Annotated in this window: 23 protein-coding genes; 15 read left to right on the forward strand and 8 right to left on the reverse strand. The window is 46.9% G+C overall.

The window, feature by feature from the left end; translation table 11 throughout:
* Positions 1–28 precede the first annotated feature (28 nt).
* The gene (locus A2048_03965) at positions 29–3,478 is read left to right on the forward strand and encodes a hypothetical protein (protein ID OGP09662.1); all 3,450 of its coding nucleotides are present in this window, start codon (positions 29–31) and stop codon (positions 3,476–3,478) included.
* Here A2048_03965 and A2048_03970 read toward each other — a convergent pair.
* Positions 3,475–3,939 carry a hypothetical protein gene (locus A2048_03970; GenBank protein ID OGP09663.1) on the reverse strand — a complete coding sequence of 155 codons (465 nt, stop codon included), beginning with the start codon at positions 3,937–3,939 and terminating at the stop codon, positions 3,475–3,477. The two genes, A2048_03965 and A2048_03970, sit on opposite strands and share 4 nt — an antisense overlap.
* A gap of 156 nt (positions 3,940–4,095) precedes the next feature.
* Between A2048_03970 and A2048_03975 the strand changes: the two genes are divergently transcribed.
* Entirely contained in the window at positions 4,096–4,425 is a 330-nt protein-coding gene (locus A2048_03975) for a hypothetical protein (protein ID OGP09684.1), read from the forward strand.
* A 170-nt stretch (positions 4,426–4,595) separates the two neighbouring features.
* Here A2048_03975 and A2048_03980 read toward each other — a convergent pair whose 3' ends face one another.
* Complete coding sequence (locus tag A2048_03980; GenBank protein OGP09664.1) at positions 4,596–5,963, reverse strand: hypothetical protein; 1,368 nt, start codon at positions 5,961–5,963, stop codon at positions 4,596–4,598.
* A gap of 74 nt (positions 5,964–6,037) precedes the next feature.
* On the opposite strand from A2048_03980, the gene A2048_03985 reads away from it, so the two are divergent.
* The 8 genes from A2048_03985 to A2048_04020 all read left to right on the forward strand — a co-directional run bounded on the left by A2048_03985 (position 6,038) and on the right by A2048_04020 (position 14,688).
* Positions 6,038–7,600 carry a hypothetical protein gene (locus A2048_03985; protein ID OGP09665.1) on the forward strand — a complete coding sequence of 521 codons (1,563 nt, stop codon included), beginning with the start codon at positions 6,038–6,040 and terminating at the stop codon, positions 7,598–7,600.
* A gap of 60 nt (positions 7,601–7,660) precedes the next feature.
* The gene (locus tag A2048_03990) at positions 7,661–8,533 is read left to right on the forward strand and encodes a hypothetical protein (GenBank protein OGP09666.1); all 873 of its coding nucleotides are present in this window, start codon (positions 7,661–7,663) and stop codon (positions 8,531–8,533) included.
* 6 nt (positions 8,534–8,539) lie between these two features.
* Entirely contained in the window at positions 8,540–9,760 is a 1,221-nt protein-coding gene (locus A2048_03995; GenBank protein OGP09667.1) for a hypothetical protein, read from the forward strand.
* 49 nt (positions 9,761–9,809) lie between these two features.
* Positions 9,810–10,280, forward strand: coding sequence for a hypothetical protein (locus A2048_04000; protein OGP09668.1), 471 nt, complete (start codon positions 9,810–9,812; stop codon positions 10,278–10,280).
* 82 nt (positions 10,281–10,362) lie between these two features.
* Entirely contained in the window at positions 10,363–11,307 is a 945-nt protein-coding gene (locus A2048_04005; GenBank protein OGP09669.1) for a tRNA dihydrouridine synthase DusB, read from the forward strand.
* Between the two features lie 190 nt (positions 11,308–11,497).
* A complete protein-coding gene (locus tag A2048_04010; GenBank protein OGP09670.1) occupies positions 11,498–12,547 on the forward strand; it encodes a hypothetical protein in 1,050 nt (349 codons plus the stop codon).
* Between the two features lie 85 nt (positions 12,548–12,632).
* On the forward strand, positions 12,633–14,063 hold the full coding sequence (locus tag A2048_04015) for a hypothetical protein (GenBank protein OGP09671.1): 1,431 nt from the start codon (positions 12,633–12,635) through the stop codon (positions 14,061–14,063).
* Between the two features lies 1 nt (position 14,064).
* Positions 14,065–14,688: a thiamine-phosphate diphosphorylase gene (locus tag A2048_04020; protein ID OGP09686.1), complete on the forward strand. Its 624-nt coding sequence runs from the start codon at positions 14,065–14,067 to the stop codon at positions 14,686–14,688.
* Here A2048_04020 and A2048_04025 read toward each other — a convergent pair.
* Positions 14,657–15,250: a hypothetical protein gene (locus A2048_04025; GenBank protein ID OGP09685.1), complete on the reverse strand. Its 594-nt coding sequence runs from the start codon at positions 15,248–15,250 to the stop codon at positions 14,657–14,659. The genes A2048_04020 and A2048_04025 overlap by 32 nt on opposite strands.
* Positions 15,250–15,708, reverse strand: a complete 459-nt coding sequence (locus tag A2048_04030; protein OGP09672.1) for a hypothetical protein — start codon at positions 15,706–15,708, stop codon at positions 15,250–15,252. The genes A2048_04025 and A2048_04030 overlap by 1 nt, the downstream gene beginning before the upstream one ends.
* 167 nt (positions 15,709–15,875) lie before the next feature.
* On the opposite strand from A2048_04030, the gene A2048_04035 reads away from it, so the two are divergent.
* Both A2048_04035 and A2048_04040 read left to right on the forward strand, forming a co-directional pair.
* On the forward strand, positions 15,876–18,539 hold the full coding sequence (locus A2048_04035) for a preprotein translocase subunit SecA (GenBank protein OGP09673.1): 2,664 nt from the start codon (positions 15,876–15,878) through the stop codon (positions 18,537–18,539).
* Positions 18,540–18,670: 131 nt separating this feature from the next.
* Positions 18,671–19,873, forward strand: coding sequence for a bifunctional ornithine acetyltransferase/N-acetylglutamate synthase (locus A2048_04040; GenBank protein ID OGP09687.1), 1,203 nt, complete (start codon positions 18,671–18,673; stop codon positions 19,871–19,873).
* A 46-nt stretch (positions 19,874–19,919) separates the two neighbouring features.
* Here the strand turns inward: A2048_04040 and A2048_04045 are convergent, their stop codons facing one another.
* Complete coding sequence (locus tag A2048_04045) at positions 19,920–20,519, reverse strand: hypothetical protein (GenBank protein ID OGP09674.1); 600 nt, start codon at positions 20,517–20,519, stop codon at positions 19,920–19,922.
* Positions 20,489–20,830 carry a hypothetical protein gene (locus A2048_04050; GenBank protein ID OGP09675.1) on the reverse strand — a complete coding sequence of 114 codons (342 nt, stop codon included), beginning with the start codon at positions 20,828–20,830 and terminating at the stop codon, positions 20,489–20,491. The genes A2048_04045 and A2048_04050 overlap by 31 nt, the downstream gene beginning before the upstream one ends.
* Positions 20,831–21,007: 177 nt before the next feature.
* Between A2048_04050 and A2048_04055 the strand changes: the two genes are divergently transcribed.
* The 3 genes from A2048_04055 to A2048_04065 are packed head-to-tail and all read left to right on the forward strand — an operon-like array spanning position 21,008 to position 24,607.
* On the forward strand, positions 21,008–22,249 hold the full coding sequence (locus tag A2048_04055; protein ID OGP09676.1) for a hypothetical protein: 1,242 nt from the start codon (positions 21,008–21,010) through the stop codon (positions 22,247–22,249).
* Positions 22,234–22,491, forward strand: coding sequence for a hypothetical protein (locus A2048_04060; protein ID OGP09677.1), 258 nt, complete (start codon positions 22,234–22,236; stop codon positions 22,489–22,491). Before A2048_04055 ends, A2048_04060 begins: the two co-directional genes overlap by 16 nt.
* On the forward strand, positions 22,478–24,607 hold the full coding sequence (locus A2048_04065; GenBank protein ID OGP09678.1) for an EscV/YscV/HrcV family type III secretion system export apparatus protein: 2,130 nt from the start codon (positions 22,478–22,480) through the stop codon (positions 24,605–24,607). The genes A2048_04060 and A2048_04065 overlap by 14 nt, the downstream gene beginning before the upstream one ends.
* Positions 24,608–24,614: 7 nt before the next feature.
* Here A2048_04065 and A2048_04070 read toward each other — a convergent pair whose 3' ends face one another.
* Together A2048_04070 and A2048_04075 are read right to left on the reverse strand one after the other, a co-directional pair.
* Positions 24,615–24,983, reverse strand: a complete 369-nt coding sequence (locus tag A2048_04070; protein ID OGP09679.1) for a hypothetical protein — start codon at positions 24,981–24,983, stop codon at positions 24,615–24,617.
* Between the two features lie 7 nt (positions 24,984–24,990).
* Positions 24,991–25,210, reverse strand: a 220-nt coding sequence (locus A2048_04075; GenBank protein ID OGP09680.1) for a hypothetical protein, incomplete at its 5' end; no start/stop codon positions are given.

The raw sequence follows: 25,210 nt of genomic DNA on the forward strand, positions 1-25,210 counted from the left end.
CCTTTCTTGTCACCGGGGCGTTGAAGACATGCACGCCTCCCCCAATGTGCGGTTGGGCTGCATTGATTGTCATGGAGGAAACAACGACATTTCAAGAAAACCGGAAATAAAAGTAGGCTCTGCGGAATATAAAAATCTTAAAGCCAAGGCCCACCCCAAACCCAAATTCCCGGAAAAATGGAAAACTTCGGCTAATCCCATTCGTCCTTACACACTCACTCTTCATGAAAGTAAGGAATGGATCCGTTTTGTGAACCCGGGCGATTTTAGAGTGTTAGATCAAACTTGTGGACAGTGCCACACCGAAGCCTCTCAAAACTCCCCTGTAAGCATCATGACAACTTCAGCCACTTTATGGGGAGGTGGGGCGTATAACAATGGGGTCGTATCTGCCAAAAATTATTTTTTGGGCGAAAGCTATGACCAAAATGGCCAGCCACGCAAATTAACCAGCCATCCCCCTCCCAGCTTAAAGGAATTATCTCGCGGGGTGTTAGCCGGCATCGTCCCCCTGCCTCGCTGGAACATCATGCAGCCCGCTGATGTCATGATACGCACCTTTGAGCGCGGTGGAAAAATCAACCGCATCAATCCCAGCGAAATCGGAAACACCAATCTTTTACAACTCGATGAAGGCGGCAAACCCGACATGAAACTTTCCGACCGTGGCCTGGGAACCCAATTATTAATCAGCTCTCCTGTTCTTAACATTCATAAAACGCGTTTAAATGACCCTCATTTATCGCTTATGGGCACAAATGACCACGCAGGGGACTATCGTTCCAGCGGGTGTACGTCCTGTCATGTTGTTTATGGCAATGATCGCGATCCCGATCATTCCGGTACTTATTCCCAGTATGGCAATCGGGGATTTTCTTTTTCCAAGGACCCAACCATCCCAAAAGATGAATCAGGTCATCCCATCAAACACCAACTCACTTCAAGCATCCCGTCAAGCCAGTGCATGGTGTGCCACATGCATCAGCCCAATGCGTTTGAAAACACCTACTACGGGTATCAAATGTGGGATTATGAATCGGATGCGCCCCATTTTTATCCGCCCCACAATCAGAAACTTTCCGAATCCGAACGTGCCGAGGCTTTGGAAGCAAACCCGGAAGGGGCTGTAACCAAAGGCCTGTGGCATGACAATGAATTTTTGACCCGCGTATGGGAAAACAACAAAAAAATGAAAACTACTCAGTTTGCTGATTATCACGGACATGGCTGGAATTTCAGGGCGGTGTTTAAAAAAGACCTGCATGGAAATTTTTTGGATAAAGATGGAAACAAAATTGCCGCCAGCGATCCCGACAAATTCAAAAAAGCAGTTCATTTGGCCGATATTCATCTGGAAAAAGGCATGCACTGCATGGATTGTCATTTTAGCCAAGACGCCCATGGCGATGGCAAACTTTATGGAGCCTATGCCGATGCGGTTTCCATTGGATGCCAGGATTGCCACGGCGGGTTTAAGGAACGCGCCCAGCTTTCAAAAACAGGGCCTGCGGGCTTGGGAGATTCATTACTCAACTCAGTCACTCCCTTTGGCAAAAAACGGTTTGTCTGGAAGGATGACCAAGTTTATCAACGGTCTTCCCTGGACCCCGAAAAAGAATGGCATGTCCCCCAGGTGGTCGATACGATCAACCCCGGGTCCAGCCAATACAATGCCAAGGCCGCCAAGGCTAAAATGGTTGAAAGTTCCCATGGGGGTTTGGCCCATGGTGAAGAAAAAATGATGTGCTATACCTGCCACACATCGTGGATCACCAACTGCTTTGGTTGCCACCTGCCCCAGCAAGCCAACGAAAAACGCGAGATGAAGCATTATGAAGGAGAAGAAACCCGCAATTGGACTTCCTACAACCCGCAGATACTGCGCGATGAAACCTTTATGCTGGCCAAATGGGGCCCCTCAAAAGGAGGAAAATATGCCCCCGCCCGTTCTTCCAGCGCGCTTCTTATCAGTTCGATGAATGCCAATCGTGAACAAATTTATTTTGAACAAGCCCCCATTTCAACACCGGGGTTTTCCTCCCAGGCTTTTAACCCTCATTTCCCCCATACCGTGCGAAAAACCGAAACCCAGGATTGCACCGGTTGTCACTTGTCCAAGAAAAACGACAACAACGCATGGATGGCCCAAACACTTTTATTGGGAACCAATACAGTCAACTTCCTTGGGCGCTATGCCTATGTGGGGAAAGAAGATGGATTTGATGCCGTTAAAGTGACTGAAACCGACGAACCCCAGGCTGTAATTGGAAGTTATCTTCATCAAAACGCTTATCCGGACAACTACAAAAAACACCAGCTTAACAAACAAAAGCTCACCAAGGGTTACCATCATCACGGGGGTGAAATTAAATGCCTGCAGCTGCGTGGTGAATATCTCTATACCGCCGGTGGGCATGAGGGCTTGCGTGTCTATGATGTTGCTAATGTTGACAACAAGGGATTTTCAGAAAAAACCGTCACGGCTCCCGTTTCGCCCCTGGGGCAAAGAACCTATGTAAACACCAAAAACGCAACTTGTGTGGCCCTTCCCACAAACATGCCTGTGGATCCCACACGCAAGGTGATTCCTGAAAATAAGGAACAAGGTCCCATGGCCGCCATCTATCATTATGCTTTTATCTCGGATGCCGAAGAAGGATTGATCGTGGTGAATGTGGACACCTTGGTTGATGGCGAACCCCGCAACAATTTTCTTAAAAAAGATTTGGTCTTGAACCCCAACCATATTCTTGATGGGGCCAACTACTTAACCGTGGCCGGGAACATCCTTTACATCACCACTCCCAAGGGGCTTGTGATGGTGGACGCCAAAGATCCCCTCAACCCTCTGGTAATCGCCACCCTTGAAAAAGGACTCATCTCTCCCCATTTGGTGGCCATTCAATTTCGCTATGCTTTTGTGGGAGATACCGAAGGTCTCAAAGTGGTAGACATCACCCATCCCGAAAAACCATTTTTAGTATCGGGAGCTTTTGTTGGCTTGGAAAATATAAATGACCTCTACGTGGCTCGCACCTTTGCCTATGCAGCCATCGGGCCCCAAGGGCTTGCCCTTATTGATGTGACCAACCCCACCAAACCCAAAATACACCAAGTGTTTAATGCCGGTGGAAAAATCAGTGATGCCCATGGTGTGCGCGTGGCGGCCACCAATGCCAGCTTCTTTGCCTATGTAGCCGACGGCATCAACGGTTTGCATGTCATCCAGCTAACATCCCCCGAGCAATATGGTTATTATGGATTTTCACCCATCCCCAAACCCAAACTGATTGCCACCTTCAAAACCCCCAAACCCGCCTTGAGCCTTTCTAAGGGAATGGATCGTGATCGCGCCGTGGACGAAAGTGGAAACCAGGTAAGCGTCTTCGGCAGACTAGGCTCCCGCCCCTTGACGTTAGAGGAGATGAAGAGATTGTATAAGAAAAAAGATGGAAAGATTTATACGGTGGGGGATTAGAAGAAATTTTTCGGATTTTCCTGATCAAATTCCCATTTCAAAGGATTGTTCTCAATGTATTCCCGAATTCGATTCAAATTATATTCGTTGCGGATGATGTGTTCGTAGTAATTTCGTTGCCAGACAGAAACATAACGTGTGCCCCTAAATTTATTAATATTCATCGCCGAAAATGTTTTAAATGCACGAACAATCCCAGACAACGGATAACCCCCTGTAGGGGCAGGTCTGTGACCTGCCCGGACCCTATCATGACCTGCCCGGACCCAAATATCATGACCCGCCCGCATATTTGTCCCATTTATCAGGGCGGGTTGTAAACCCGCCCCTACATTTATTGAAATTATTCCATGAACATGGTTGGGCATGATGACAAACGCATCTAATTCAATATGGGAATAATGTATGGGTAAATTTTGCCATGTTTTTTGTACGATAATACCCGCATCGTTCAATTTCATTTTTCCATCTATCCAATTTTCGGACGGTAGGGGCAGGTCTAGAATATCGGGCGGGTCACAGACCCGCCCCTACGAAAAACATTATCCAAAAAAATATTGTCTCTTATGTTTTGGGATGTTACCGTTGTGAAAAATTTTTTTAGGGAGGGTATTTTTATGGCCTACGTCGTTACCGAACATTGTACCAATTGCAAATACACCGAATGCGCTGCCGTCTGCCCGGTGGATGCTTTTCACCAGGGCCCTACAATGCTCTATATTAATCCCGTTACTTGCATTGACTGCGACAATTGCTTGCCTGCTTGCCCTGTAGAGGCCATCTATAAAGGAGACAGCGTCCCTGTGCGTTATCAAAACTACATCCAAATCAATGCAGATGAGTGTGGCAAATTCCCCACCATTGGCGCCAAGCAAGATGCCATGCCCGGCGCGCTTAGCTTAGATCAATGGAAAGAACATGATGTGAAGAAATATGGGGCGGCTTAACAATCATAGGGGCTCGCGTCGCCCCCTCCATCCCGCGCCGCGGGATGGAACCTCCCCCTCAACGCGCCTGTGGCGCTTGAATAGATTCCCACGGACTTATGCCCGTGAGAATCTATTCATCGGATGGAATCCATCCTCCAAAAAGCATTCATAACAGATAAATAAAAAAATTATTTTTTAAACCACTGCCGTATCCTGTCAAAAAAAGCTGGTTTACTTTGTGTTTTTTCAGAAATCTCTTGGGGTTCTGTGGCATCAACAGGGTCGGCTTGCGGTAGGGGTTGGGCTTTTAGTTTGGCGGCCACAGAGGACAAAACCTGATTGTAGGGCGTTCGGGCAAAGCGCGCGGGGTCAGTCACATTCAACACTTCATACATTTTTTTGATTTCAGCTTTTAAAATGGGGGCCTTTTTCGTGATTTCAGACATCGAAAGGCTTAAAGCGTCCAGGGCCATGGTCGTTTGCTCGGCTGTACGAAAACGAAGGTTGGGGTCATCTAAACGTCTGGCCACCACTTGGGTCATCCCCCTTTGAACAAGACTGGCATTCCAGGCAATGTCCGTAAAATGGACCTGCATGTTTTTCAAAATGGCCAGGGCATGGCTTGCTTGGGAGGAAATTTTTTCGGCATCCCCTTTTTGCGCTTCAAACAAGGCCTTCAATTTATCCAAGCTCTCTTTAAGTTTATCGGTGGGCTGGGGCATCACTACTTCAAGGAAGGGTAAAATGACATCGGCATGACCGGACTGCCATGCAGGCAACCCATGGCTGGTTTCAGGTAAATCATAATCGACGTCAAACAGGTTGTGATGGCAAGTAACACAGGTCATATCCGCCTCATCAACGCGCCCCTCTTTTTTTGTTTTTTCTGCCACATGAACCAATCCTTTTTCCAAAAGAGCCGCCTGCCCCAAAAACCAGCTTTGGGCGCCTTCCCAGCGCTGGGTGGATTTCCAATGCCGGGGCATGAGGGCACTAAAAGTATCCAATTCAAAGGTAAGTTCCGGATGCCCGGCTCCATATTCCCGATGCGAAAGCCCGGTGTGACAGGCAATGCAAGTTTCGGCACGGGTTGAAAGCTTATTGTTGTCCACCAACCCCAAAGCCACATTCTGTGCATGAGTCTGCCCTTCGCGCGTATGGGGCTCCAACCATTTTTGGGCCGCTCCGTGGCAAGACTCACAACCCACGCCATCATGCCAATCAAATTTGGGCCCGCGTTCATCACCAGACACCAACGTAGCATGACATTTTAGGCAAAACTCATCTTCGTGAGGGGCTTTAAGCCCCAAAATTTTGGCCATCTTCACCGATTTTTTGGAAAAAAGAACATCGTAGGCTTTTGAATGCTTGTCCTGAATGGACCAACGGGTAAACTGCCCATCTTCTTCCCCCGTCCCTCCGTGGCAGGAAGAGGCCGAACAACTGCCCGCCCCCATTACTTTGGCATTGTCAGCGGCCAACCCCGAAAAGGAAAAAAGAAAAGACAGAAAAAAAACAGGAATACAAATGGGTTTCATTTTTTTGGAATTAACCATAGTTTCATAAAAATGGCTAGAATTTAGCTTTCACTTTCCTTCCAATTCATCTTTTGATAGTTTCCATAAAATTCATGGCCGAAATTGAATCCAAACTTGAAGGCACGGCGCTTTCTGTCGAAGAGCTTTTAAAAATCCCCATTTTCACCGAAGGGGCCAAACCCCAGCTCGAAAAAAATCTGGGGGCCGTTGCTTTACGCAAATTCAAAAAAGGGGATGTCATTTTCCGCGAAGGGGAACATGGCTCAACAGCCTTCTACATCTTAAAAGGCAAGGTGAAGGTCTTCATCAACACCCCTTTCTCCCAAGTAGCCACAAAATCCAGACTGGCTTCCAAACTGGGATTTAAAAATCTCGTTTCCACCATGACCAGTTTCCTTAAAACAAGGGATCAAACGGAAAAGGAAATGGCTTCGCCTAAATTTATTTCCATCGATGCCCCCGTAAACCTGGCCTACAACAACCCCATTGCCCAACTAAACGAAGGGGATCTGTTTGGTGAAATGACCTGCTTAAGTTTATACCCGCGATCCGCCACCGTGGTGGCCCTTGAAGACTGCGAAATGCTCGAGATGCTGCGCAATATTTTGAATGTTTTGCAGCGCAACCCTGAATTCAAAAAGAAACTGGACGCTGACTATCGTGAACGCGCTCTTACCTCGCAGCTTAAAAGTATGCCCCTGTTTTCATCAGTGGACGAAGCGTTCTTAAATCACCTGAAACAATCCGTTGAATTTATCAGTTTAAACGAGGGTCAGGTCATCTTTAAAGAAGGGGATACCGCCGATGCCTTCTACATCATCCGTCGCGGCTTTGTAAAAGTGAGCAAAAAAATGCCCGGAGGAGATCTTGTTTTAAGTTACCTCCCCCGTGGTTCCTTTTTTGGAGAAATGGCCCTTATTCATTTGGTTAACCCCCACCCCGAAGGGGGCACGGTCATGCGCAATGCAACCTGTGCGGCCATGGATCCTGTTGAATTGGTGAAAGTAAAACTGGATGACTTCAAACAAATGCTGGTGCGTTATCCAAGTGTCGCCGCTCAAATTCGTTCCACCGTCCAAAGCCGCGAAATAATGAACCGCTATTTGATGAGCACCCCTTCTGACCAACCCCTGGATGATTTTTTAACCCAAGGTTTGTTTCAGGCCCAAAATTTGTTGGTGCTCGACCTTGAAAAATGCACACGCTGCGATGCCTGCAGCCAGGCCTGTGCCGCAACCCACGATGGTGTCACTCGCCTTATTCGTGAAGGGCTTCGATACGAAAATTTTTTGGTCGCCACTTCATGCCGGCAATGCGCCGACCCTTTATGCATGCCCGGCTGCCCTGTTGGATCGATCCGCCGCAAAGAAAGCCTGGAGATCACCATTGAAGACTGGTGTATCGGTTGCGGTTTGTGCGCCCGCAGTTGCCCCTATGGCAATATCAACATGCACAGTTTTGACGTGAAAGAAGCCGACACCCAAAACGCGGGGCAGGTAAAAATGGTGGCCAAGAAAAAAGCCACCACATGTGATTTATGCACCGATTTGGGCGAACCCTCATGCGTTTATATTTGCCCGCATGATGCCGCCCATCGGGTAAACCCACAGAAGTTTTTTAAACTGGGTGGGGCTGAAGCCTCGTTTCTTAAATAGTCAGATCGGACGGGTCAGACGTGTCTGACGCGTCCGATTTGTCGGACCTGTCAGAATTAAATGCTCATCGATCGCGCACATAAAAATTGGTTTGTTGGCATTACCTTTGTTGCTGCGTTTGCCATCGTGGTGTACCTGCTGTTTCCATCCTCGCGCGGCACTTACGGCGGTACCATTCCCGGGCTTATTTTTGGTGGGAGTGCCATGGCACTGATGCTATTTGCCGCTCTTTTAGGTGAACGAAAAAAACGTCCCGTCCTTCGTGTTGGCCGTGGAAGCACTTGGATGAAGGGCCATATCTGGCTTTCACTTCTTCTGGTTGTTTTTGTCTTCTTGCACAGCGGGTTTCGTACCGGTGGGCTTATGACAACTATCTTGTGGGTGTTGCTTGCAACCGTCACCCTTACAGGAATTTTGGGTTTGGTCCTTCAACAATTTTTACCCCGCACCATGACCAACACCCTTCCCATGGAAACCATTTTTGACCAGATTGATTATGTTTCCAGCCAATTACGGTTTGAAGCCGACACTTTGATCACAGGGATTGTCGGCCCTTTGGGGATTGAAATCGTTCCCCCCGAAGGAATTAAAATGACCAAACTTAAAGAGGGCATCCCCAACGAGCATACCGAAGTCATCAAAACCCTCTATTTGAAAGAATTGCGTCCTTTTTTGAATGATACTGATGACAAAAAATTATTTGGAACATCGGGTAAAGTGGAAAGTTTTTTTGCCCAGGTCAAATTAAGGGTACCGGCCGATTATCATGTGTGCCTGACCCGGTTGGCAGAACTTGTTGAGGAAAAAAGACAGTTTGAAAGCCAAAGAAGAATGCATTTGTGGTTGCATGGGTGGCTCTTAGTTCACGTGCCCCTTTCAATGGCTTTGCTTTTGCTGGCAGTGGCCCATGCCATTATGGCCCTGTGGTATTGATTTTTCATGGAAACAAAACGAACAACCAAAGCCTTGGCCGCGCGCATTCAAATGGATTACTTAAACAAAGTGGGGCCCCTTTTGTATTGGCGCAACATCCTTATAGGCATTCTTTGCCTGGTTGTTGTGGCATGGCTTGGGATTGATTTCTTTTTTTGTGGCCAAAAGTCGGTAAGCCCGGGGCCTGTTTCTCCCGCCCACCGTTTGTTCGAACACGAATGTTCCCTTTGCCACACAAATAATTTTAGCGCTGTTCCCGACACATCCTGTCTTTCCTGCCACAACGAAAGAATCCACAATAAAAACCAAACAACTCCCCCACGGTGTGCCTCCTGCCATACAGAACACACCCGGGAAATAATCCTCCCTCTCTCCAATGCCGGCTGCATCTCATGTCATAGCAATTTAAAACTTGAAAACGGCAAAGAACCAAAAGCCAATCCTCATATTACTTCCTTCACCAAGGATCATCCGGACTGGGACTATCTTTCAAAAAACACCAACGACTCCACTGACATCAAATTAAACCATAAAATTCACATGAAGCCGGGGTTGGAAGGACCTGAAGGTAAAAAAATCGACATGCAATGCAGTGATTGCCACAAAGTCGATATGGAAAAAGATCCCGCAGGAGTTTATCGCAATGCCCCCATCGATCACAAAGAACACTGCATGAGCTGCCATGCCCTTACTTTTGATGCCTTCTATCCGGATGCCCAGGCCCCCCACAAAAAACCGGAAGAGGTCAAAAATTTCATTGAATCTTTTTATCAGGAAAAAATGAAAACAGGGGACATGGGACAAACTCCCACCCGTGATTTTGCAGGCCCCAAGGCCAGAGCCGTTGCCGATGCATCCCCTGTAGAAGGCTATACCCAAAAAGTGGATAAGGCCCTGGCCCATCTTTTTGGAAAAAAATGCCAGCTGTGCCACAGTTTTAAATGGACAGAAGGGGAACTTCCCACCATCCCCAAAGTGGAAATGAAGGATTCATTTTTGGATAAGGGCACGTTTCATCATGCTCCCCATCGGGCCATGACCTGTACCACCTGCCATATAAAAAATCGGGAGAGCGAAAAAACCGAAGATATTCTTATTCCCGACATTAAAACCTGCCAACCCTGTCACAAAGCTGGCGGTTCTGCCGGTGAAAGCTGCGCTGTGTGCCATAAATACCATTCCGATGAGCCAGAAAAAGTGATGGAAGGGACTGTGAAAATTGATTAAAATAAGGCCAATCCCGTAGGGACAATCCTAGGATTGTCCCTACAAAACAATGGTCAAAGGAGATTTGATGAAAACCTTCAAGATTTTTTCAATAGCCGTTCTTATAGCCTTTATGGGTTCTGTTTGTTATGCCCAGGAACTCACCAAGGACGAGGAAGTCATTCAAAAAAAACTCATTGTCAAACGCCACCAGGAAATCACGGCTGAAAACATGGCAACACTTCAAACCTTGATTACAGCCCAAACAATCATGCCCGAAGCCATGACCGGCATGGCAAACCTGCTTAAGACCTACTGTGATAGATCCAAAAACATGATGATCGCCTACGAAGGCCTCAGCCAATACAAAACCCTTCAGGATGAACTCGTCACTCTGCAAAAGGTGGAACTCGACATTCAGCAAAATCTGGAAAAATGCACCCAAAATGCCCCCCAGCTTATTCAAGCCGTCATTTCTAGCCTCCAAAAAATTGCCGCGGCCCAAAATATTACAGCCGAAGAAATGAGTAAAAAGGGGTAGATTGTAAGGGCGATTCATGAATCGCCCCTACGACCCACCCTTGCCATCTTTTCCTAGGAATGTTAGCCCCCTCTCCCGCTCTATGTTTAAAATCGGCAATATCACCATTCCCCATAGGCTTCTGATGGCCCCCATGTGCGGCATCACACACAAGGCCTTTCGTCGTGTGCTCAAACGCTTTGGGGCGGGCTATGTGGCCACCCAAATGGTTTCAGCCAAGGCACTGACCATGGGGGATAAAAAATCACGCCATCTGCTTTCCTATGATGAAAGCGAACGCCCCATTGTGTTCCAAATTTTTGGCAATGATGCCGACACCCTTGCCGAAGCCGCTAAAATAGCCCAGGACATGGGCCCCGACATCATCGACTTGAACATGGGGTGCCCTGCCAAAAAAATCGTCAACGACGGCGGAGGATCAGCCCTTCTACGCGACACACTCAAAGCCAGGGATGTTTTAAGTAAAATGAGAGCCGCCCTGCGCATTCCCTTCACTATCAAAGTCCGCGCGGGTTGGGACAAGTGCCACACTGAAACATTAGAGATCGCCAAAATAGCCGAAGAATGCGGCGTAGACGCCATCACCATGCATGCCCGCACCAAGACTCAAGGATACAAAGGTCAGGCTGATTGGAATTTGATTGGTGAATTAAAGGAACACGTAAAAATTCCCGTCATTGGCAATGGCGATATTACCCGATTCGAACAAGTAGATGAGATGATCCAAAAAACAGGTTGCGATGGCGTCATGATAGGCCGCGCAGCCATCACCGAACCCTGGTTTTTCAGGAATTATCTGGAACAAAAAGAATCCCTTCCCACCATAGAAGAAATAAAAGAGATTATTTACGACCAATATGAATCGTTCTTCGAATTTTTTGGCGTAAAAAACGGCATCAAAAACATGCGTAAACACTTGTGCGCTTATACCAAAGGGCTCCGCAATGGATCCCAATTCAGAAATAAAATCATCACCATAAGTGAATGGGAACTGTTAAAAAAGGAAATTGATGCTTTCTTCATGTAGCAATTTATTTGGTAAGGGCAATTCATGAATTGCCCTTACCCGGACATGGTGTCCGCCAAAGGACGGATCAGCCTCTGGCTGAAACTTTCCGTCGAACCATGTGCTTAAAAATACAAGAATTCTTGTCCCCTTTATAATCCTGTTGCCTCTTTTTGCCCCTCCTGCTATTGCCTAAAAAATAGGCACCCCTATGAACCTTACTTTGGAGCAATTTTTAAAGCATTTTCGCCATCCGACCGTGTTTGTGACCAACCCCCATGCGTGGGTTACAGGCAATGTCCCTTTTTTGGAACTGAGTAACACCACAAGCATGGAGGCTCCAAAAACATTTCATGCCTTTCTTCAAGACAATCCCCTTCTTGCCCAAAACATCGACAAGGTTTTCCAGACTCATGGGTCCTTTAACCTAAGAGACATCGACATTAAAGGCCCCTTCAAACGCATCCATCCCATGGATGTCGAAATTTTTTTCGCCACAGACGACAAGATCGAACTCACCTGTCTTATTTTTTATGATAGAACCTTAGGTGAGAAATTTGAAGAACACAAAAAGCGCATCGACCAAATAAACACCCTCACCACCATTGCCTCAGGCCTGGCACACGAAATCAAAAACCCGTTAGCCGGTATTAAAGCCGCCAGTCAGATGCTCTCCAAAACACTTAAAAACAGGGATTCCCGTGAATATGCCGAAATCATTTTAAAGGAAACCATTCGTGTCAATCGCCTCATTTCCGATTTGATGAACTTGACCAAGCCTCGCAAACTGTTAAAAAAGAAATGCAACATCAACCAGATTTTGCATCAGATTCTGGTCCTCCAAAAAGAGGCGGCCCCCTCCTTTGTAAAATGGCATGAAAATTTTGACCCAAGCCTGCCGGCCATTAAGGCAGACCCTGAAGCCTTGTCCCAGGTTTTTCTCAACCTGATTCAAAATGCCTGGCAGTCACTTGCCAAAAAAGGATTTGTTAAAGTGCAAACACGTTTTGTGACCGATTTCAGGCTGAAACAAAAAAATAAAACCCGGCAAGTCATTGGGGTGACTATTGAAGATACGGGGGTGGGACTTAGCCTCGAACAGGTTCAGCAGATTTTTTTGCCTTTTTTTACCACCAAACCCGAAGGAACGGGCTTGGGGCTTACCCTGTGCCATCAGCTTATTGAAAAACATGGGGGAGATATTCAGGTAACAAGCGTACCGGGAAGCGGAAGTATCTTTTCGGTGTATTTGCCGGTGTAACCAAACAGTCCCTTCGATCCCTCGACTTCGCTCGGGAACCACTCCACTTTAGGGACCTCTTGAGCGGTCATTGAGCGGAGTCGAAATGATCAAACTTATGCCAACCATCCTTATCGCCGACGATGAATTAAGTATTCGCACCATTCTTTCAAAAGCTTTGAAGGGCAAAGGCTTTGACGTGATCAAAGCCGAAGAAGGCGTGCAAGCTTTGGGCTTTCTCAAAAGCCAGCCCATCGACGTGGCCATCATCGACATTCGCATGCCCGGGAAAACGGGGTTGGAAATTTTAAATGCCAAGGGGGATTTCCCCTCCCAACCTGCCATCTTCATCATGACCGCACAAGACACGATGGAAAACGCGATTGAAGCCATGAAGCGCGGCGCCTTCGACTACATCACCAAGCCTTTTGACATCGAGGAAGTCTTTCTCCTTGTGGATCGTGCGTTGGAAACGCGTGAGCTTAAATCCACGGTGGAAATTTTAAAACGCCAAGGCAAGCCAACTCCCGGAACCTTGATCGGCAAATCCAAAAGCATCCGCGACATCCACAAGATGATCGGCCGCGTCGCCAATCAGGATGTGACCGTCCTCATTCAGGGAGAAAGCGGAACGGGAAAAGAACTCGTCGCCCAAGCCATCCACCACAGCGGTAACCGCGCGGCCAAACCCTTTGTGGCCGTGAACTGCTCGGCCATCCCCGCAAATTTGCTTGAAAGCGAACTCTTCGGCGCCAAGAAAGGCGCTTATACCGATGCCACTTCAGATAAAACGGGATTTTTTGAGCAAGCCAATGGTGGCACTTTGTTCCTTGACGAAATTGGCGACATGCCCTTTGGGCTGCAATCCAAGCTGCTGCGCGTTCTCCAGGAAAAAGAAGTGCAGCGCCTGGGGGAGGCCAAAACCATTTCCCTGGATGTTCGTGTGATTGCAGCAAGCAATCAAGATTTGGCGGCAAAGGTGAAGAACAAAGAATTTCGGGAAGATCTCTTCTTCCGTTTGAATGTCGTCCCCATCGAATTGCCCCCCTTGCGCGAAAGGAAAAATGACATTCCTCTTTTAGTCGAACATTTCATGAACCAGAATGCTGAACATTTTGGAGGCGCACCCAAAAAACTTTCCACATCGGCTCTCGAAATTTTAGTCAACCGCAATTGGCCCGGCAATGTGCGTGAGCTGGAAAACTTCCTCAAACGCGTAACCGTATTGACTACTGCGGGCACGCTCGAAGCCATCCACTTGAAAGCGCTGGATCAGGGAAGCCCGATCACTTCCTTCAAAGAAATCGCCCCGGATCAGCTCGAGACCTTGATTTCAGAATCTTTGCAAAAAATGGTGGGCGAAAAACCCAACGCCCTCTACGACCGCTTCCTGCCTCTGATGGAACGTCCGCTCATCCGCCAAGCCTTGGCCAAAGCAAAGGAAAACCAAATACAAGCCGCGAAGATCTTGGGGATTAATCGGAATACGCTCCGGAAAAAGATCAAGGAGTTGAAAATTGACCGAAGGAAAAAATAAAATCCAAGGCCTTTACACCTTCGCAGACACGACCTATTGCCCGCATCTCACGCACGCAGAACTCGCCCGTCAACTTTTGAAGGGCGGCGCCAAAATCATCCAACTTCGGATCAAAAACAAATCCATTTCAGAGATTACCCGCATCGCCAAAGAAATCATGGCACTTAAAAAAGAACATGGCTTCACCTTCATCGTCAATGATAACCCCCAAATCTGCGCCGATGTAGATGCCGATGGAGTTCATGTGGGGCAGGAGGATATTCCTGTTTCTCAAGCAAGAAAAATTGTCGGGCCAAATAAAATCATTGGCCTTTCAACCCACTCGCTTGACCAAGCAAGAGCTGCCCAGAATGAAGATGTAAACTACATCGGGTTGGGCGGCATTTTTCCCACACAAACAAAACCTGCAGGACACCCTGTTTTGGGAGTTGGGATCTTAAAGAAAGTGGTGGACCTCAGTCGTGTTCCCGTTGTGGCCATTGGGGGAATTAATCGAACTAATGTGAAAGATATAGTGGCGACGGGCGCAGCCTCGTTTGCCATTGTATCGGCGATCAATGCTGCTGATGATATAAAGTTAGAAACAAATATTTTTACGACTGCGCAAACCGGATCAAGCTTTTAAAATCTCCGCTATCCGCTTTTTGAAGCGCGGCAATATAAAGTTTTCGATCAGGCGTTTTTTTAAAAAGATTCCCCGAACCCCAGGTAAGCGTTTTTTCACCGACTTCCCGCACAAAAATATCCGCCACCAACCTTGCGTGGCGCCCGTTCCCATTGGGGAAGGGATGGATGAAAACCAAACGATGATGCAACCTCACGGCCATTTCGATGGGTGGATAAGTGCCGTTTTCTTTCCAATAAGAAAAATTGTCGCAAAGTTTTTTTACTTCTTCTGGGATCTTCCACCAATCCACACCGAGATTCTTGTCGGATTTGCGGTATTGCCCGGCCCACCGCCACGTGTGATCAAACATATCCTTGTGAATGCGTTTCAGGAATTCAGGATTCCCCAAGGGAAAGTGGAGACGCCGACCTTGAAGATATTTTTTCTGCGCTTCTAAAATATTCTGGGACTCAAATTGGTTGAGTTCTGAGATGAGTTGAATATGTCCCGGGATAAGATCTTTCAACTCATCGGCATCAAGGGGCGTTTGTCCTGAAAGGGTTTGGTTGTCATCAAAAATCACATTTCCTCCCAAAGGCGTTTATCAGGGTGCCTCATCAATTCGTGGGTGAGCTCTTGGATTTGTTCTTCTTGAAATTGCTTAGACGTGCCTTGAGCTTCCAAATTCATCTGCTGTAAATTTTTAAGGACAAGGCGTGTCGCCACTTGTCGCGCCTTTTCCTGTAAAACTTTTTCCAAGGAACGCTCCGGTACCAGGACAATAAAAGCACGACACCCAAGAACCTTGGCCGCACGATCCAGGGTGGATAAGGTGATGGTCCTATTCTTTTCAGACACTTCCATCATTCTTGCCACATTCACACTCACTTCCAACCTCTTGGCCAATTGAGTAAGACTCATCCCTAAGCTCTTACGCAGGGTGCGAATCCATCCATCCCGTGGAGAATCAAGCAAAACAGACCGAAGTTCCTGAAATTTGCTTTCCATTTGCTGAAAAAGAAGACGTGAAGATCTCATGCCTAATTTTTAATCTTATAAGATTAATTTGTCAATATAAATATAATCTTATAAGATTATATTATAAATCATAAATTAATCTTATAAGATTAAAAATAATAGCACAAAAACAAGCAAAACATTTTTCTTTGCACTTAAACTATTTACCACTATAAAGACCTCCTTGTATGTTTGCCTTGGCCCGTAAAATTTTTGGAACCAAAAACGACCGCGAAATCAAGGCTCTCAAGCCACTAGTGGCTGAAATCAATTCCCTCGAACCTGCCATTTCAAACTTATCCGATGAAGCCTTGCGTGATAAAACAACCCAGTTCAAACAAAAACTCGAACAAGGGCATACCCTCGACGATATTTTACCCGAAGCCTTTGCCGTTGTTCGCGAAGCGGGCAAGCGCACCCTGAATATGCGCCATTTTGATGTGCAATTAATTGGCGGCGTCATGTTGCACAAGGGACGCATTGCTGAAATGCGCACCGGTGAAGGTAAAACACTGGTGGCCACCCTTCCCGTTTATTTAAATGCCCTCGAAGGTAAGGGGGTACATGTCATTACCGTCAACGACTATTTGGCCCGGCGTGATTCTGAATGGATGGGGCGGATTTATAAATTTTTGGGGCTGTCCGTGGGGGTAATTGTCCATGGGTTAAATGACGAACAACGCCAGGCCGCTTACCAAAATGACATTACTTACGGCACCAACAACGAGTTTGGTTTTGATTTTTTGCGCGACAACATGAAGTTTAATGTTGAGTCGATGGTTCAACGCGAATTGAATTTTGCCATTGTCGACGAAGTGGACAGCATCCTGATTGATGAAGCACGCACGCCGCTTATCATTTCGGGCCCCGCTGAAGAATCAACCGACAAATATGTCCGCATCAACGCCATCATTCCCGGGCTTGAAGCAAATAAGCATTACCAAATTGATGAAAAAAGCCGCACGGTGGTTCTTACCGAGGAAGGCGTCATTGAAGTTGAAAAAAGGCTGAACATCGAAAATCTCTTTGACATGCGCCATATTGATATTCTTCACCATGTCAACCAGGCGCTCCGGGCTCACACTCTTTACAAACGCGATGTCGAATATGTGGTTAAAGACGGCAAGGTTCTCATTGTGGATGAATTCACCGGACGCCTTATGCCGGGCAGACGTTGGTCCGACGGCTTGCATCAGGCCGTTGAAGCCAAGGAACGCGTGCGCATTGAAAACGAAAACCAGACACTGGCCTCCATCACGTTCCAGAATTATTTCCGCATGTATAAAAAACTCTCCGGGATGACGGGCACAGCCGACACCGAAGCTGCGGAATTTTCAAAAATTTACAATCTGGATGTCACGGTTATTCCCACAAACCGTTCCAATATTCGCGAAGACTACAATGATGTCATCTATAAAAACCAAAATGCCAAATTCAAGGCCGTTGTCGAAGAAATAAAAACGCTGCACGATAAAGGCCGCCCCATTTTGGTGGGAACCATTGCCATCGAAAAATCTGAAATTTTATCCGACATGCTCAAACGCCGTGGGGTCCCCCACAATGTCTTGAATGCCAAACACCATGAACGCGAAGCTGAAATTGTAGCTCAGGCCGGACGTTTTGAGGCTGTCACGGTTTCCACCAACATGGCCGGTCGTGGTACGGACATCATGCTGGGAGGGAACCCGGAATTTTTGGCCCGCGATGCCGTGGGTAAAGACGGCCCCGAAGAAGAATACCTCAAGAATCTCGAAAAATTTTCACAGGAATGCAAACAAGAACGGGACAAAGTAATCCAGACCGGCGGGCTTTACATTATTGGTACGGAACGCCACGAGTCGCGCCGCATTGACAACCAGTTGCGCGGTCGTGCGGGTCGTCAGGGGGACCCTGGGGCCACCCGCTTTTACATCGCCCTTGATGACGACCTTATGCGCATCTTTGGTTCGGACCGTTTGTCCAATGTGATGGGCAAGCTTGGCATGGGAGAAGATGAAACCATTGAACACCCATGGATCACGCGTGCCATCGAAACGGCCCAAAAGAAAGTGGAAGCCCACAATTTTGAAATCCGCAAAAATGTTCTTGAATATGATGATGTGATGAACCAACAGCGCACCACGGTTTATGCCAAACGAAAATCCATTTTGCAGGGAGAAAATCTCAAAGATACCGTGCTTGATATCATTGATGTCATCGCCACCTCCATTTCGGAAGAATTTGACCCCAAGGGGCGCCAGGAATTCAACCTGAAAGGATTGCAGGAAAAAGTGTTGCAGCAATTTGGTTTTAAACTTGAATTAAGCGAAGACAAAATGGCCAGTAACGATGCCATTGGACAAAAAATTTATAATGAGGCCATCAAAATTTACGAACAAAAGGAAACTGAGTACGGCAGTTCCATTTTAAGACAGGTCGAAAAGTTCATCTTCCTTCAAAGCCTTGACACCCTGTGGAAAGATCATCTTTTGGGCATGGATCATTTGCGGGAAGGAATCGGGCTTCGCGGTTATGGCCAAAAAGACCCTCGCATGGAATACAAAAAAGAGGGTTTTGCCGCCTTTCAGGCCATGATGATGCGTTTTGAAGAAGATAGCCTGGAAAAACTCATGCGCGTTCAGATAAAACAGGGCGAAGAAATCCCCGCGCAAAGAAGAACCATGGCCCCCATGCAAATGCAACATGCTTCTGCACCCAATCCCGTGGGGCCCGTAGGGGCGGGTTTCAAACCCGCCCAACCGAGCCAGCCCGCAAAGGTGCAAACGGTGACGCGCGACGTCCCCAAAGTGGGAAGAAATGACCCATGCTCGTGTGGAAGCGGAAAAAAATACAAGAAATGCCATGGGGCGTGAGATGAACCCCTCTCCCTAACCCTCTTCCACAAGGGGAGAGGGGATTATTCCCCCCTCCCTTGTCCCGCGTAGCGGGATTCCGGTACGCGGAAAGGGGAGGGGGTGAGGGGGAGGGTGATACCGGAACCAACATGAAACCAAAAAAAAACACCATCCCCGGTTTTCAATTCGCCGGCTTCCATTGCGGCATCAAGGATGACATCCGCAAAAAAGACATCGCGTTCATTTATTCGGAAGAGCCCAATACCCTTGTGGATGGCGTCTTCACCACCAATAAAGTTTTCGCCGCTCCCGTCACGGTGTGCCGCGATGTCGTTAAAAAGGGAATCGGCCGGCTCATCGTCATCAACAGCGGGGTGGCCAATGCCTGCACGGGAATGAAAGGAATGCAAGACGCCCTCCAAACCCAAAAAGTGGCGGCGAAGGAATATGCATTAAACCCCAATGAAGTGCTCGTCTGTTCCACCGGGAAAATCGGCGACACTCTTCCCATGTCCACCCTGATCAAGGGCATTCGACGTTCCAAAAATGAAATGGGGAAAAATTATTTCATGGATGCCGTCCGCGGCATCATGACTACAGACCAATACCCAAAATATGCCACCGCCACGGGAACTATCAGTGGGAAAAAATATACGATCGCCGTCCTTGCCAAAGGCGCCGGCATGCTCTGCCCCAACATGGCCACGATGCTAGCCTACGTGGTGACCGATCTTCGATTTGACCGCAAAACCTTAAAAACAATCTTTAGAAACGCAGTCGATAAAACCTTAAACCGCATCACGGTGGATGGAGATACGTCGACCAATGATACCGTTCTCATCCTCGCCAATGGGCGCGCTGGTAACAAAACCTTCTCCGTCACAAGTCGCGAAGGCAAACAAGTCGAGACCCAACTCACCGCTCTTTTAGAAGACATGGCTAGAAAAATTACGCTGGATGGAGAAGGCGCCACCAAATGCTGCCGTGTTGAAATTAAAGGCGCAAAAAACGAATCCGAAGCCAAAAAAATCGCCTACGCCATCGGAAACTCCCCCCTCGTGAAAACAGCCCTTTTTGGATGTGATCCGAACTGGGGGCGCATCATGGCTGCGGTGGGATATTCAGGAGCTTCCATCGTTCAAGAAAAATTAAATGTGTGGATTGGCTCGCATCAAGTGGTCAAAAACGGCAGTGGAGTCAAACGAAAAAGTATGGATGCTCTAAATACCTATATGAAAAAACGGGATATGGATATTAAAGTTGATTGCCACATGGGCCGCGGAGAATTCTTCATTTTCATGTCGGACCTTACCTACGACTACATTCATTTGAATGCGGAGTATCATACTTAAAAACCCCCAGCCCATCACGCTCATCCCTTGAATTACGAGTGATGCATCAGGGAGTTCCGGGCGAAACAGCCAACCGAAACCCGAAATCGTTGCCACGATAATCGGGAAGGTCGAGGTTGCGAAACGCCGCGCGCAAGACGCCCGGATCAACACTGTACAAGGAACCACCGCGAAGAACACGCCATTGGCCTAAAACGGGTCCTGTTGGATACTCAAGAACCTTGCCATTTCTTACCATCTCATAGGCCCCATACCAATCGGCTGTCCATTCCCAGACATTGCCAGCCATGTCGAACAATTTTTCATCAAGGTAGGGTTTCAACTCTTCAGGAATTCCGCTCAAGGTTGCAGCTCCGTACAAAATCCCGGGTTTGCTCCCCACTGGGGCTGTTGCCTCTGCATCATAATGCGCTAATTCGTGGCTCAATTCCCCGGTAGAAGTTCCCCATTCAAAAGTCCCTTCAGGACCTCTAGCTGCCCCCTCCCATTCAGCTTCCGTCGGCAACCGAAACACGCCCAAACCCAAACGGGCACGTTCTGCAATCGTTTGTTGATTCAACCAAAGACTATAAGCCAAGCTCCCATAATGGCTGACATAAACGGCAGGGTGTTTGTCTATGGCAAATTCCTCTCCTTTATCGCGCAAAGTTTTGATCCAATCCTCGCGACGGGGGCTAACTCCACCACCTCGTGACTAAGCATTAAATCCGAAAATTCAATGGAAAGAGGAACTGTTTCTAAATCATCTGCATTCGTTCCAATCTCATAGATATGGGCCTGACCTGTTCTTGTGTCAGTCGCTAATCTTCCCAAAAGAGGTTGATCACCCAAGGAGCGAGCATAATCTGCAACCGTGGTCGGGTGACTGGCCAAGAACACGTCTTTGACACGGACTTGTTGCTTGGGTGCATCCTTAAAGCCGTTATAACCACGGGGTATAAATCCTCCCTGGCACATGAACCATACGCGGTATGAACTTGCTGTGGGGTCTTAAGCCCATTGTTGGCATAGCCATAAAAAAACCTTCTGATAATAAGTTGATGCTCCTTTATCGCATGGGACTTAAAATAGTTACGTGATTTTATATATTTTTTGATTGCCATTAGATATCAAATTTGATATCTAACAAATATCATGATTCAGCAACCCTGGTTAGGAGACTCTCATTGGGAAAAAAAGGATCCTAAGTTAAGACAACTTGAGGAAAATCCTCTTCGCCTTCCCCATTTGGATGAGGTTCTCAAAAAAATCCCCTTGGAAGAAGGAATTTTTAGCATCCTGGGTCCCCGCCAAGTGGGGAAAAGCACGCTCATCCACCTGCTAGCTAAAAAAGCACTTTTAAAATTCCTTCCCCAAAATCTTATACTGATCGAGGGGGATGCTCTCGAGTCTTGGAGAGAGCTTCTTTCCATAGTGACTGATTTCGTCGAACGAGAAAAAAAGAGCACGGTTTTTGTTTTTATCGATGAAATTACAAGCATTCCTGAATGGCCACGAGCTGTTAAATTATTGGCTGACAGAGGTCACCTTAAGTCTGTCTGCTTTGTTTATACGGGTTCGTCGATGGTTTCTCTTAAAGAAGCCGGTGAATTGTTTCCCGGTCGCAGGGGCAGGCATTCCCAAACCAGTTTTGAAGTACTCCCCGCATCTTATCGTTTACTCAAAGACCACCTGACCTTGGATGAATATTTCATCGTTGGTGGATTTCCCTGGGCTATCAATGAATACTTAAGGCTTAAGGTGGTTCCCGATTATGTGGGTGAAATTTACTGGAGCTGGATCAAAGGTGAATTTCTCAAACGGGGGAAATCCGATCTCATTTTAAAACACATGGTTCAAGCCATGGGAAAACGCGTCCAAACCGGTTTTTCGCAACATACCCTAGCGCAAGAAATGGGGATTACTTCCAATGAAACCGCAAGGCAGTACATGGAACTCCTTTGCAATTGCTTTGCTGTCACCGAAGTTCCCTGGATCGATCCACAAAAAAATCTCATCTCCCCCAAAAAAAACCGGAAATACTATCCGATCGATCCATTGCTCTTCCATTTATTCCTTGGGGGAGGGTCTCTTTCGGGAATAGATCCTGCTAAACATCTCAATCCGGAATTGGCCGGAAAAATTGCCGAAAGTGTGGTGTGTCAAGAGCTAAAGAGAGAGGATGCCCATTTGGGTTATTGGTCAGGGAAAAAAGAAGTCGATTTTGTTCCCCATTTCATCGAAGTAAAATATCAAAATAAAGTTTCTCCCCAGGAATTTTATTGGTTCACCAAAGCCTTTCCCGCCAAAACAAAGCTCAAGGTTTTGACCAAGAATGACCAATTCCAAACAGATCAAATACAGGGCATACCTCTTAAAGAATGGCTTTTAAGGTAAGAAAAATTCAGCGAAGCATCACACCTGTACTTTCTCACACAAATTTTCAAATATTTTTGGAATTATTTTTAGGGGTTTTTAAACCTCAAACCATTGAAATAACTAGGAAAACAACCCCATTTACTTCCTCTTCTCTTTCTTACAACCCTATAACCCATCAATATTCCAAATATTTTTTCAAAAAAGCCCTCTGTCTTCTGGCCCGTCTTTTGCTATACTTTCAATCTGATGCCAAAGCTTAGTTTAGACATTAACGCTCTCATCGCCAAATATAGCGATCTTATCATTGCAGGTCTTGTCATGGCGGTTTTGGCCATGATCATCATTCCCCTTCCCACCTGGCTTATTGATGTTTGCCTGACTATTTCTTTAAGCATTGGAGTGATTATTCTTTTAGTGGCTTTGTATATTTCTGATTCCTTAAAACTGGCCTCTTTTCCCACCATCCTGCTTATTTCCACCTTGTATCGTTTGTCCCTCAACATTTCTTCGACACGTTTGATTCTTTCCCAAGGTTATGCAGGAGAAGTCATTCAAGCCTTTGGTGAGTTTGTCGCCAGCGGCAATGTTGTGGTGGGGATTGTGTTGTTCTTGATCATCACCCTGGTCAATTTCATTGTCGTGGCCAAAGGCGCTGAACGTGTTTCTGAAGTGGCCGCTCGCTTCACCTTGGATGCCATGCCTGGGAAACAAATGAGCATCGATGCCGACTTACGCGCCGGCACTGTCACCATGGAACAAGCGCAAGTCCGTCGGTCCACCTTGCAGCGCGAATCACAAATGTACGGCGCCATGGACGGTGCCATGAAGTTTGTCAAGGGCGATGCCATTGCGGGCATGATCATCACCGCCATCAATATCATTGGGGGCTTGATCATCGGTGTGCTGCAACGGGGGCTCACCTTTGGTGAATCGGCCACACTTTATTCCATTCTTACCATCGGGGATGGCTTGATCAGCATGATTCCAGCCTTCATCATTTCACTGGCCGCCGGTATTGTTGTCACCCGTGTTTCCTCCGAAGGGACGGATTCAAATCTGGGAAAAGATATCATCAGCCAGATTACAGCCTATCCCAAAGTGTTCGGCATTGCTGCCGTGCTTTTAGCCGGCATGGGGCTTGTGCCGGGGCTCCCTAAAATTCCTTTTTTTGCTCTGTCTATCACCATGGGCCTTTACGCTTTTTATTCCACACGTAAACGCGAACAAAAAGTGCAGGAAATTATTGACCAGCCCAAGGAAGAAAAAGTCAAAAAAGCCATCGAAAAACACGGGGACCAACTTCCCTTTATTATGCCCGCCCCAATTTCACTTGAAGTAGGGAGCGCCATCATCCCCTTTGTGGATGACTCAAAAGATGGCGGGCGTTTCATTAATGAACTCATCCCCCTTTTACGCCACGGCCTTTATTATGAATTGGGTGTTAACTTTCCCGGCATTCAGGTGCGTGGTCAAACGGTGGACATGGAAGCCGAAGGGTATGTCATTAATATTAACGAAGTCCCCGTGGCCCGCGGGAAAATCATGCAGGGCTGCATTTTGGTGGGCGAGCCCCTGGAGCAATTGCAACTTTTTAATATTACCGGAAAAGAAACCATCCATCCCATCGACGGGTCCATCGTCACTTGGGTTTCGCAGGAATACAAGGAAGTGGCCGTGCAAGCCGGCTTTCGTATGTGGGATATTTCGGAATATCTGATTTTGCACCTTTCCCATGTGCTGCGCAAACATGCGCATGAATTTTTGGGATTACAGGAAATTCAAACTTTATTAAACGAATTGGAAAAATCACACCCGGCCTTGGTCAAGGAACTCGTTCCAAAAGTGATCACCGTTTTGCAACTGGCTGAAATTTTCCAGAGACTGGTGCAGGAAGAAGTGGCCATCCGCGATTTGAAAAATATTTTTTCGACCCTGGCCCAATGGGCCGAAGTGGAACGGAACACCCTCATGCTTACTGAACATATCCGTGCCGGATTAAAACGCTACATCACGCATAAATATGCCGGACACAGCAACACACTGGCCGTTTATTTATTGGACCCTAAAATTGAAGACACCGTACGCGAAGCCATTCGCACCACTGAAAAGGGAAATTATTTGGCCCTTGATCCGGAAATCACCCAAGACTTGATCGAAGCCGTTGGAAAAGAAATCGCCTCGCACCCATTTCCTCCGGGAGCCAGGCCACCGGTCATCCTTACTACGGCTGAAATTAGACGATATTTTAGAAAGATTATAGAACTAGAATTCCCCCAACTCTCCGTTTTGTCGTATCAAGAATTATCGGAAAACCTGCGCATCCAACCCATCGCCCGTGTGAATTTACCTCGTTTAGAAGCCCATCAGGCGGCGTAATCAATATCTACCGGACTGAAATCTTATTTGTCTTCAGATTAAAAATAGAAACTCTATTGCGAATCAATTCCATTCCAATCAAAGCAGTCGTTGAATGTGTCAATGTGGCTTCAACCGGAAATCTTTTTTTATCTATGAGAAGTGTCGCTAAAAAAATTTCCTGCTGCACAATCTGTCCATTGGCTAATTCAAATGATTTAACGCCAAGAGGTGACAATTGAGAAGATGACTTGAGTTTCATTGGAAGGGCAAGTTCTCCGTTAAAACCGGTATCGAGAATTGCATGAAGAGGCAACTTGCTGCCGGATTTCCCAAGGATAAAAAGATCGTTCAAGATGGGTTCCAGATCTTCTGTGATGTGACCTTTAAGAAACATTGTTTATTTATTTAACAGGAACAAACCCTTTGAGGGAGTGTACGGCAGGGTATCCAACTCTCTTGAAATAGAAAATTTTACGTGGATATTTTGCTTTGGCTTTTAATGCGGCATCGATTGTGGTGTTACCGATAAAAATGTCACCACTTTCGACCTCAATAGCAACAATTTTCCCTTTTTCTGTCTTTTCCAAATTCTTCTGGTAAAGACGACGATACAAGCTTTGC

The organism is Deltaproteobacteria bacterium GWA2_45_12 (assembly GCA_001797365.1).
Classification (GTDB): Bacteria; UBA10199; UBA10199; order UBA10199; family UBA10199; genus UBA10199.

Excerpts from the sequence above, each read along its gene's own strand:
- A2048_03965 (OGP09662.1), top strand. The coding sequence starts at position 29 with ATGCACGCCTCCCCCAATGTGCGGTTGGGCTGCATTGATTGTCATGGA.
- A2048_03970 (OGP09663.1), bottom strand. The coding sequence starts at position 3,939 with ATGAAATTGAACGATGCGGGTATTATCGTACAAAAAACATGGCAAAAT.
- A2048_03975 (OGP09684.1), top strand. The coding sequence starts at position 4,096 with ATGGCCTACGTCGTTACCGAACATTGTACCAATTGCAAATACACCGAA.
- A2048_03980 (OGP09664.1), bottom strand. The coding sequence starts at position 5,963 with ATGGTTAATTCCAAAAAAATGAAACCCATTTGTATTCCTGTTTTTTTT.
- A2048_03985 (OGP09665.1), top strand. The coding sequence starts at position 6,038 with ATGGCCGAAATTGAATCCAAACTTGAAGGCACGGCGCTTTCTGTCGAA.
- A2048_03990 (OGP09666.1), top strand. The coding sequence starts at position 7,661 with ATGCTCATCGATCGCGCACATAAAAATTGGTTTGTTGGCATTACCTTT.
- A2048_03995 (OGP09667.1), top strand. The coding sequence starts at position 8,540 with ATGGAAACAAAACGAACAACCAAAGCCTTGGCCGCGCGCATTCAAATG.
- A2048_04000 (OGP09668.1), top strand. The coding sequence starts at position 9,810 with ATGGTCAAAGGAGATTTGATGAAAACCTTCAAGATTTTTTCAATAGCC.
- A2048_04005 (OGP09669.1), top strand. The coding sequence starts at position 10,363 with ATGTTTAAAATCGGCAATATCACCATTCCCCATAGGCTTCTGATGGCC.
- A2048_04010 (OGP09670.1), top strand. The coding sequence starts at position 11,498 with ATGAACCTTACTTTGGAGCAATTTTTAAAGCATTTTCGCCATCCGACC.
- A2048_04015 (OGP09671.1), top strand. The coding sequence starts at position 12,633 with ATGATCAAACTTATGCCAACCATCCTTATCGCCGACGATGAATTAAGT.
- A2048_04030 (OGP09672.1), bottom strand. The coding sequence starts at position 15,708 with ATGAGATCTTCACGTCTTCTTTTTCAGCAAATGGAAAGCAAATTTCAG.
- A2048_04035 (OGP09673.1), top strand. The coding sequence starts at position 15,876 with ATGTTTGCCTTGGCCCGTAAAATTTTTGGAACCAAAAACGACCGCGAA.
- A2048_04040 (OGP09687.1), top strand. The coding sequence starts at position 18,671 with ATGAAACCAAAAAAAAACACCATCCCCGGTTTTCAATTCGCCGGCTTC.
- A2048_04050 (OGP09675.1), bottom strand. The coding sequence starts at position 20,830 with ATGTGCCAGGGAGGATTTATACCCCGTGGTTATAACGGCTTTAAGGAT.
- A2048_04055 (OGP09676.1), top strand. The coding sequence starts at position 21,008 with ATGATTCAGCAACCCTGGTTAGGAGACTCTCATTGGGAAAAAAAGGAT.
- A2048_04060 (OGP09677.1), top strand. The coding sequence starts at position 22,234 with ATGGCTTTTAAGGTAAGAAAAATTCAGCGAAGCATCACACCTGTACTT.
- A2048_04065 (OGP09678.1), top strand. The coding sequence starts at position 22,478 with ATGCCAAAGCTTAGTTTAGACATTAACGCTCTCATCGCCAAATATAGC.
- A2048_04070 (OGP09679.1), bottom strand. The coding sequence starts at position 24,983 with ATGTTTCTTAAAGGTCACATCACAGAAGATCTGGAACCCATCTTGAAC.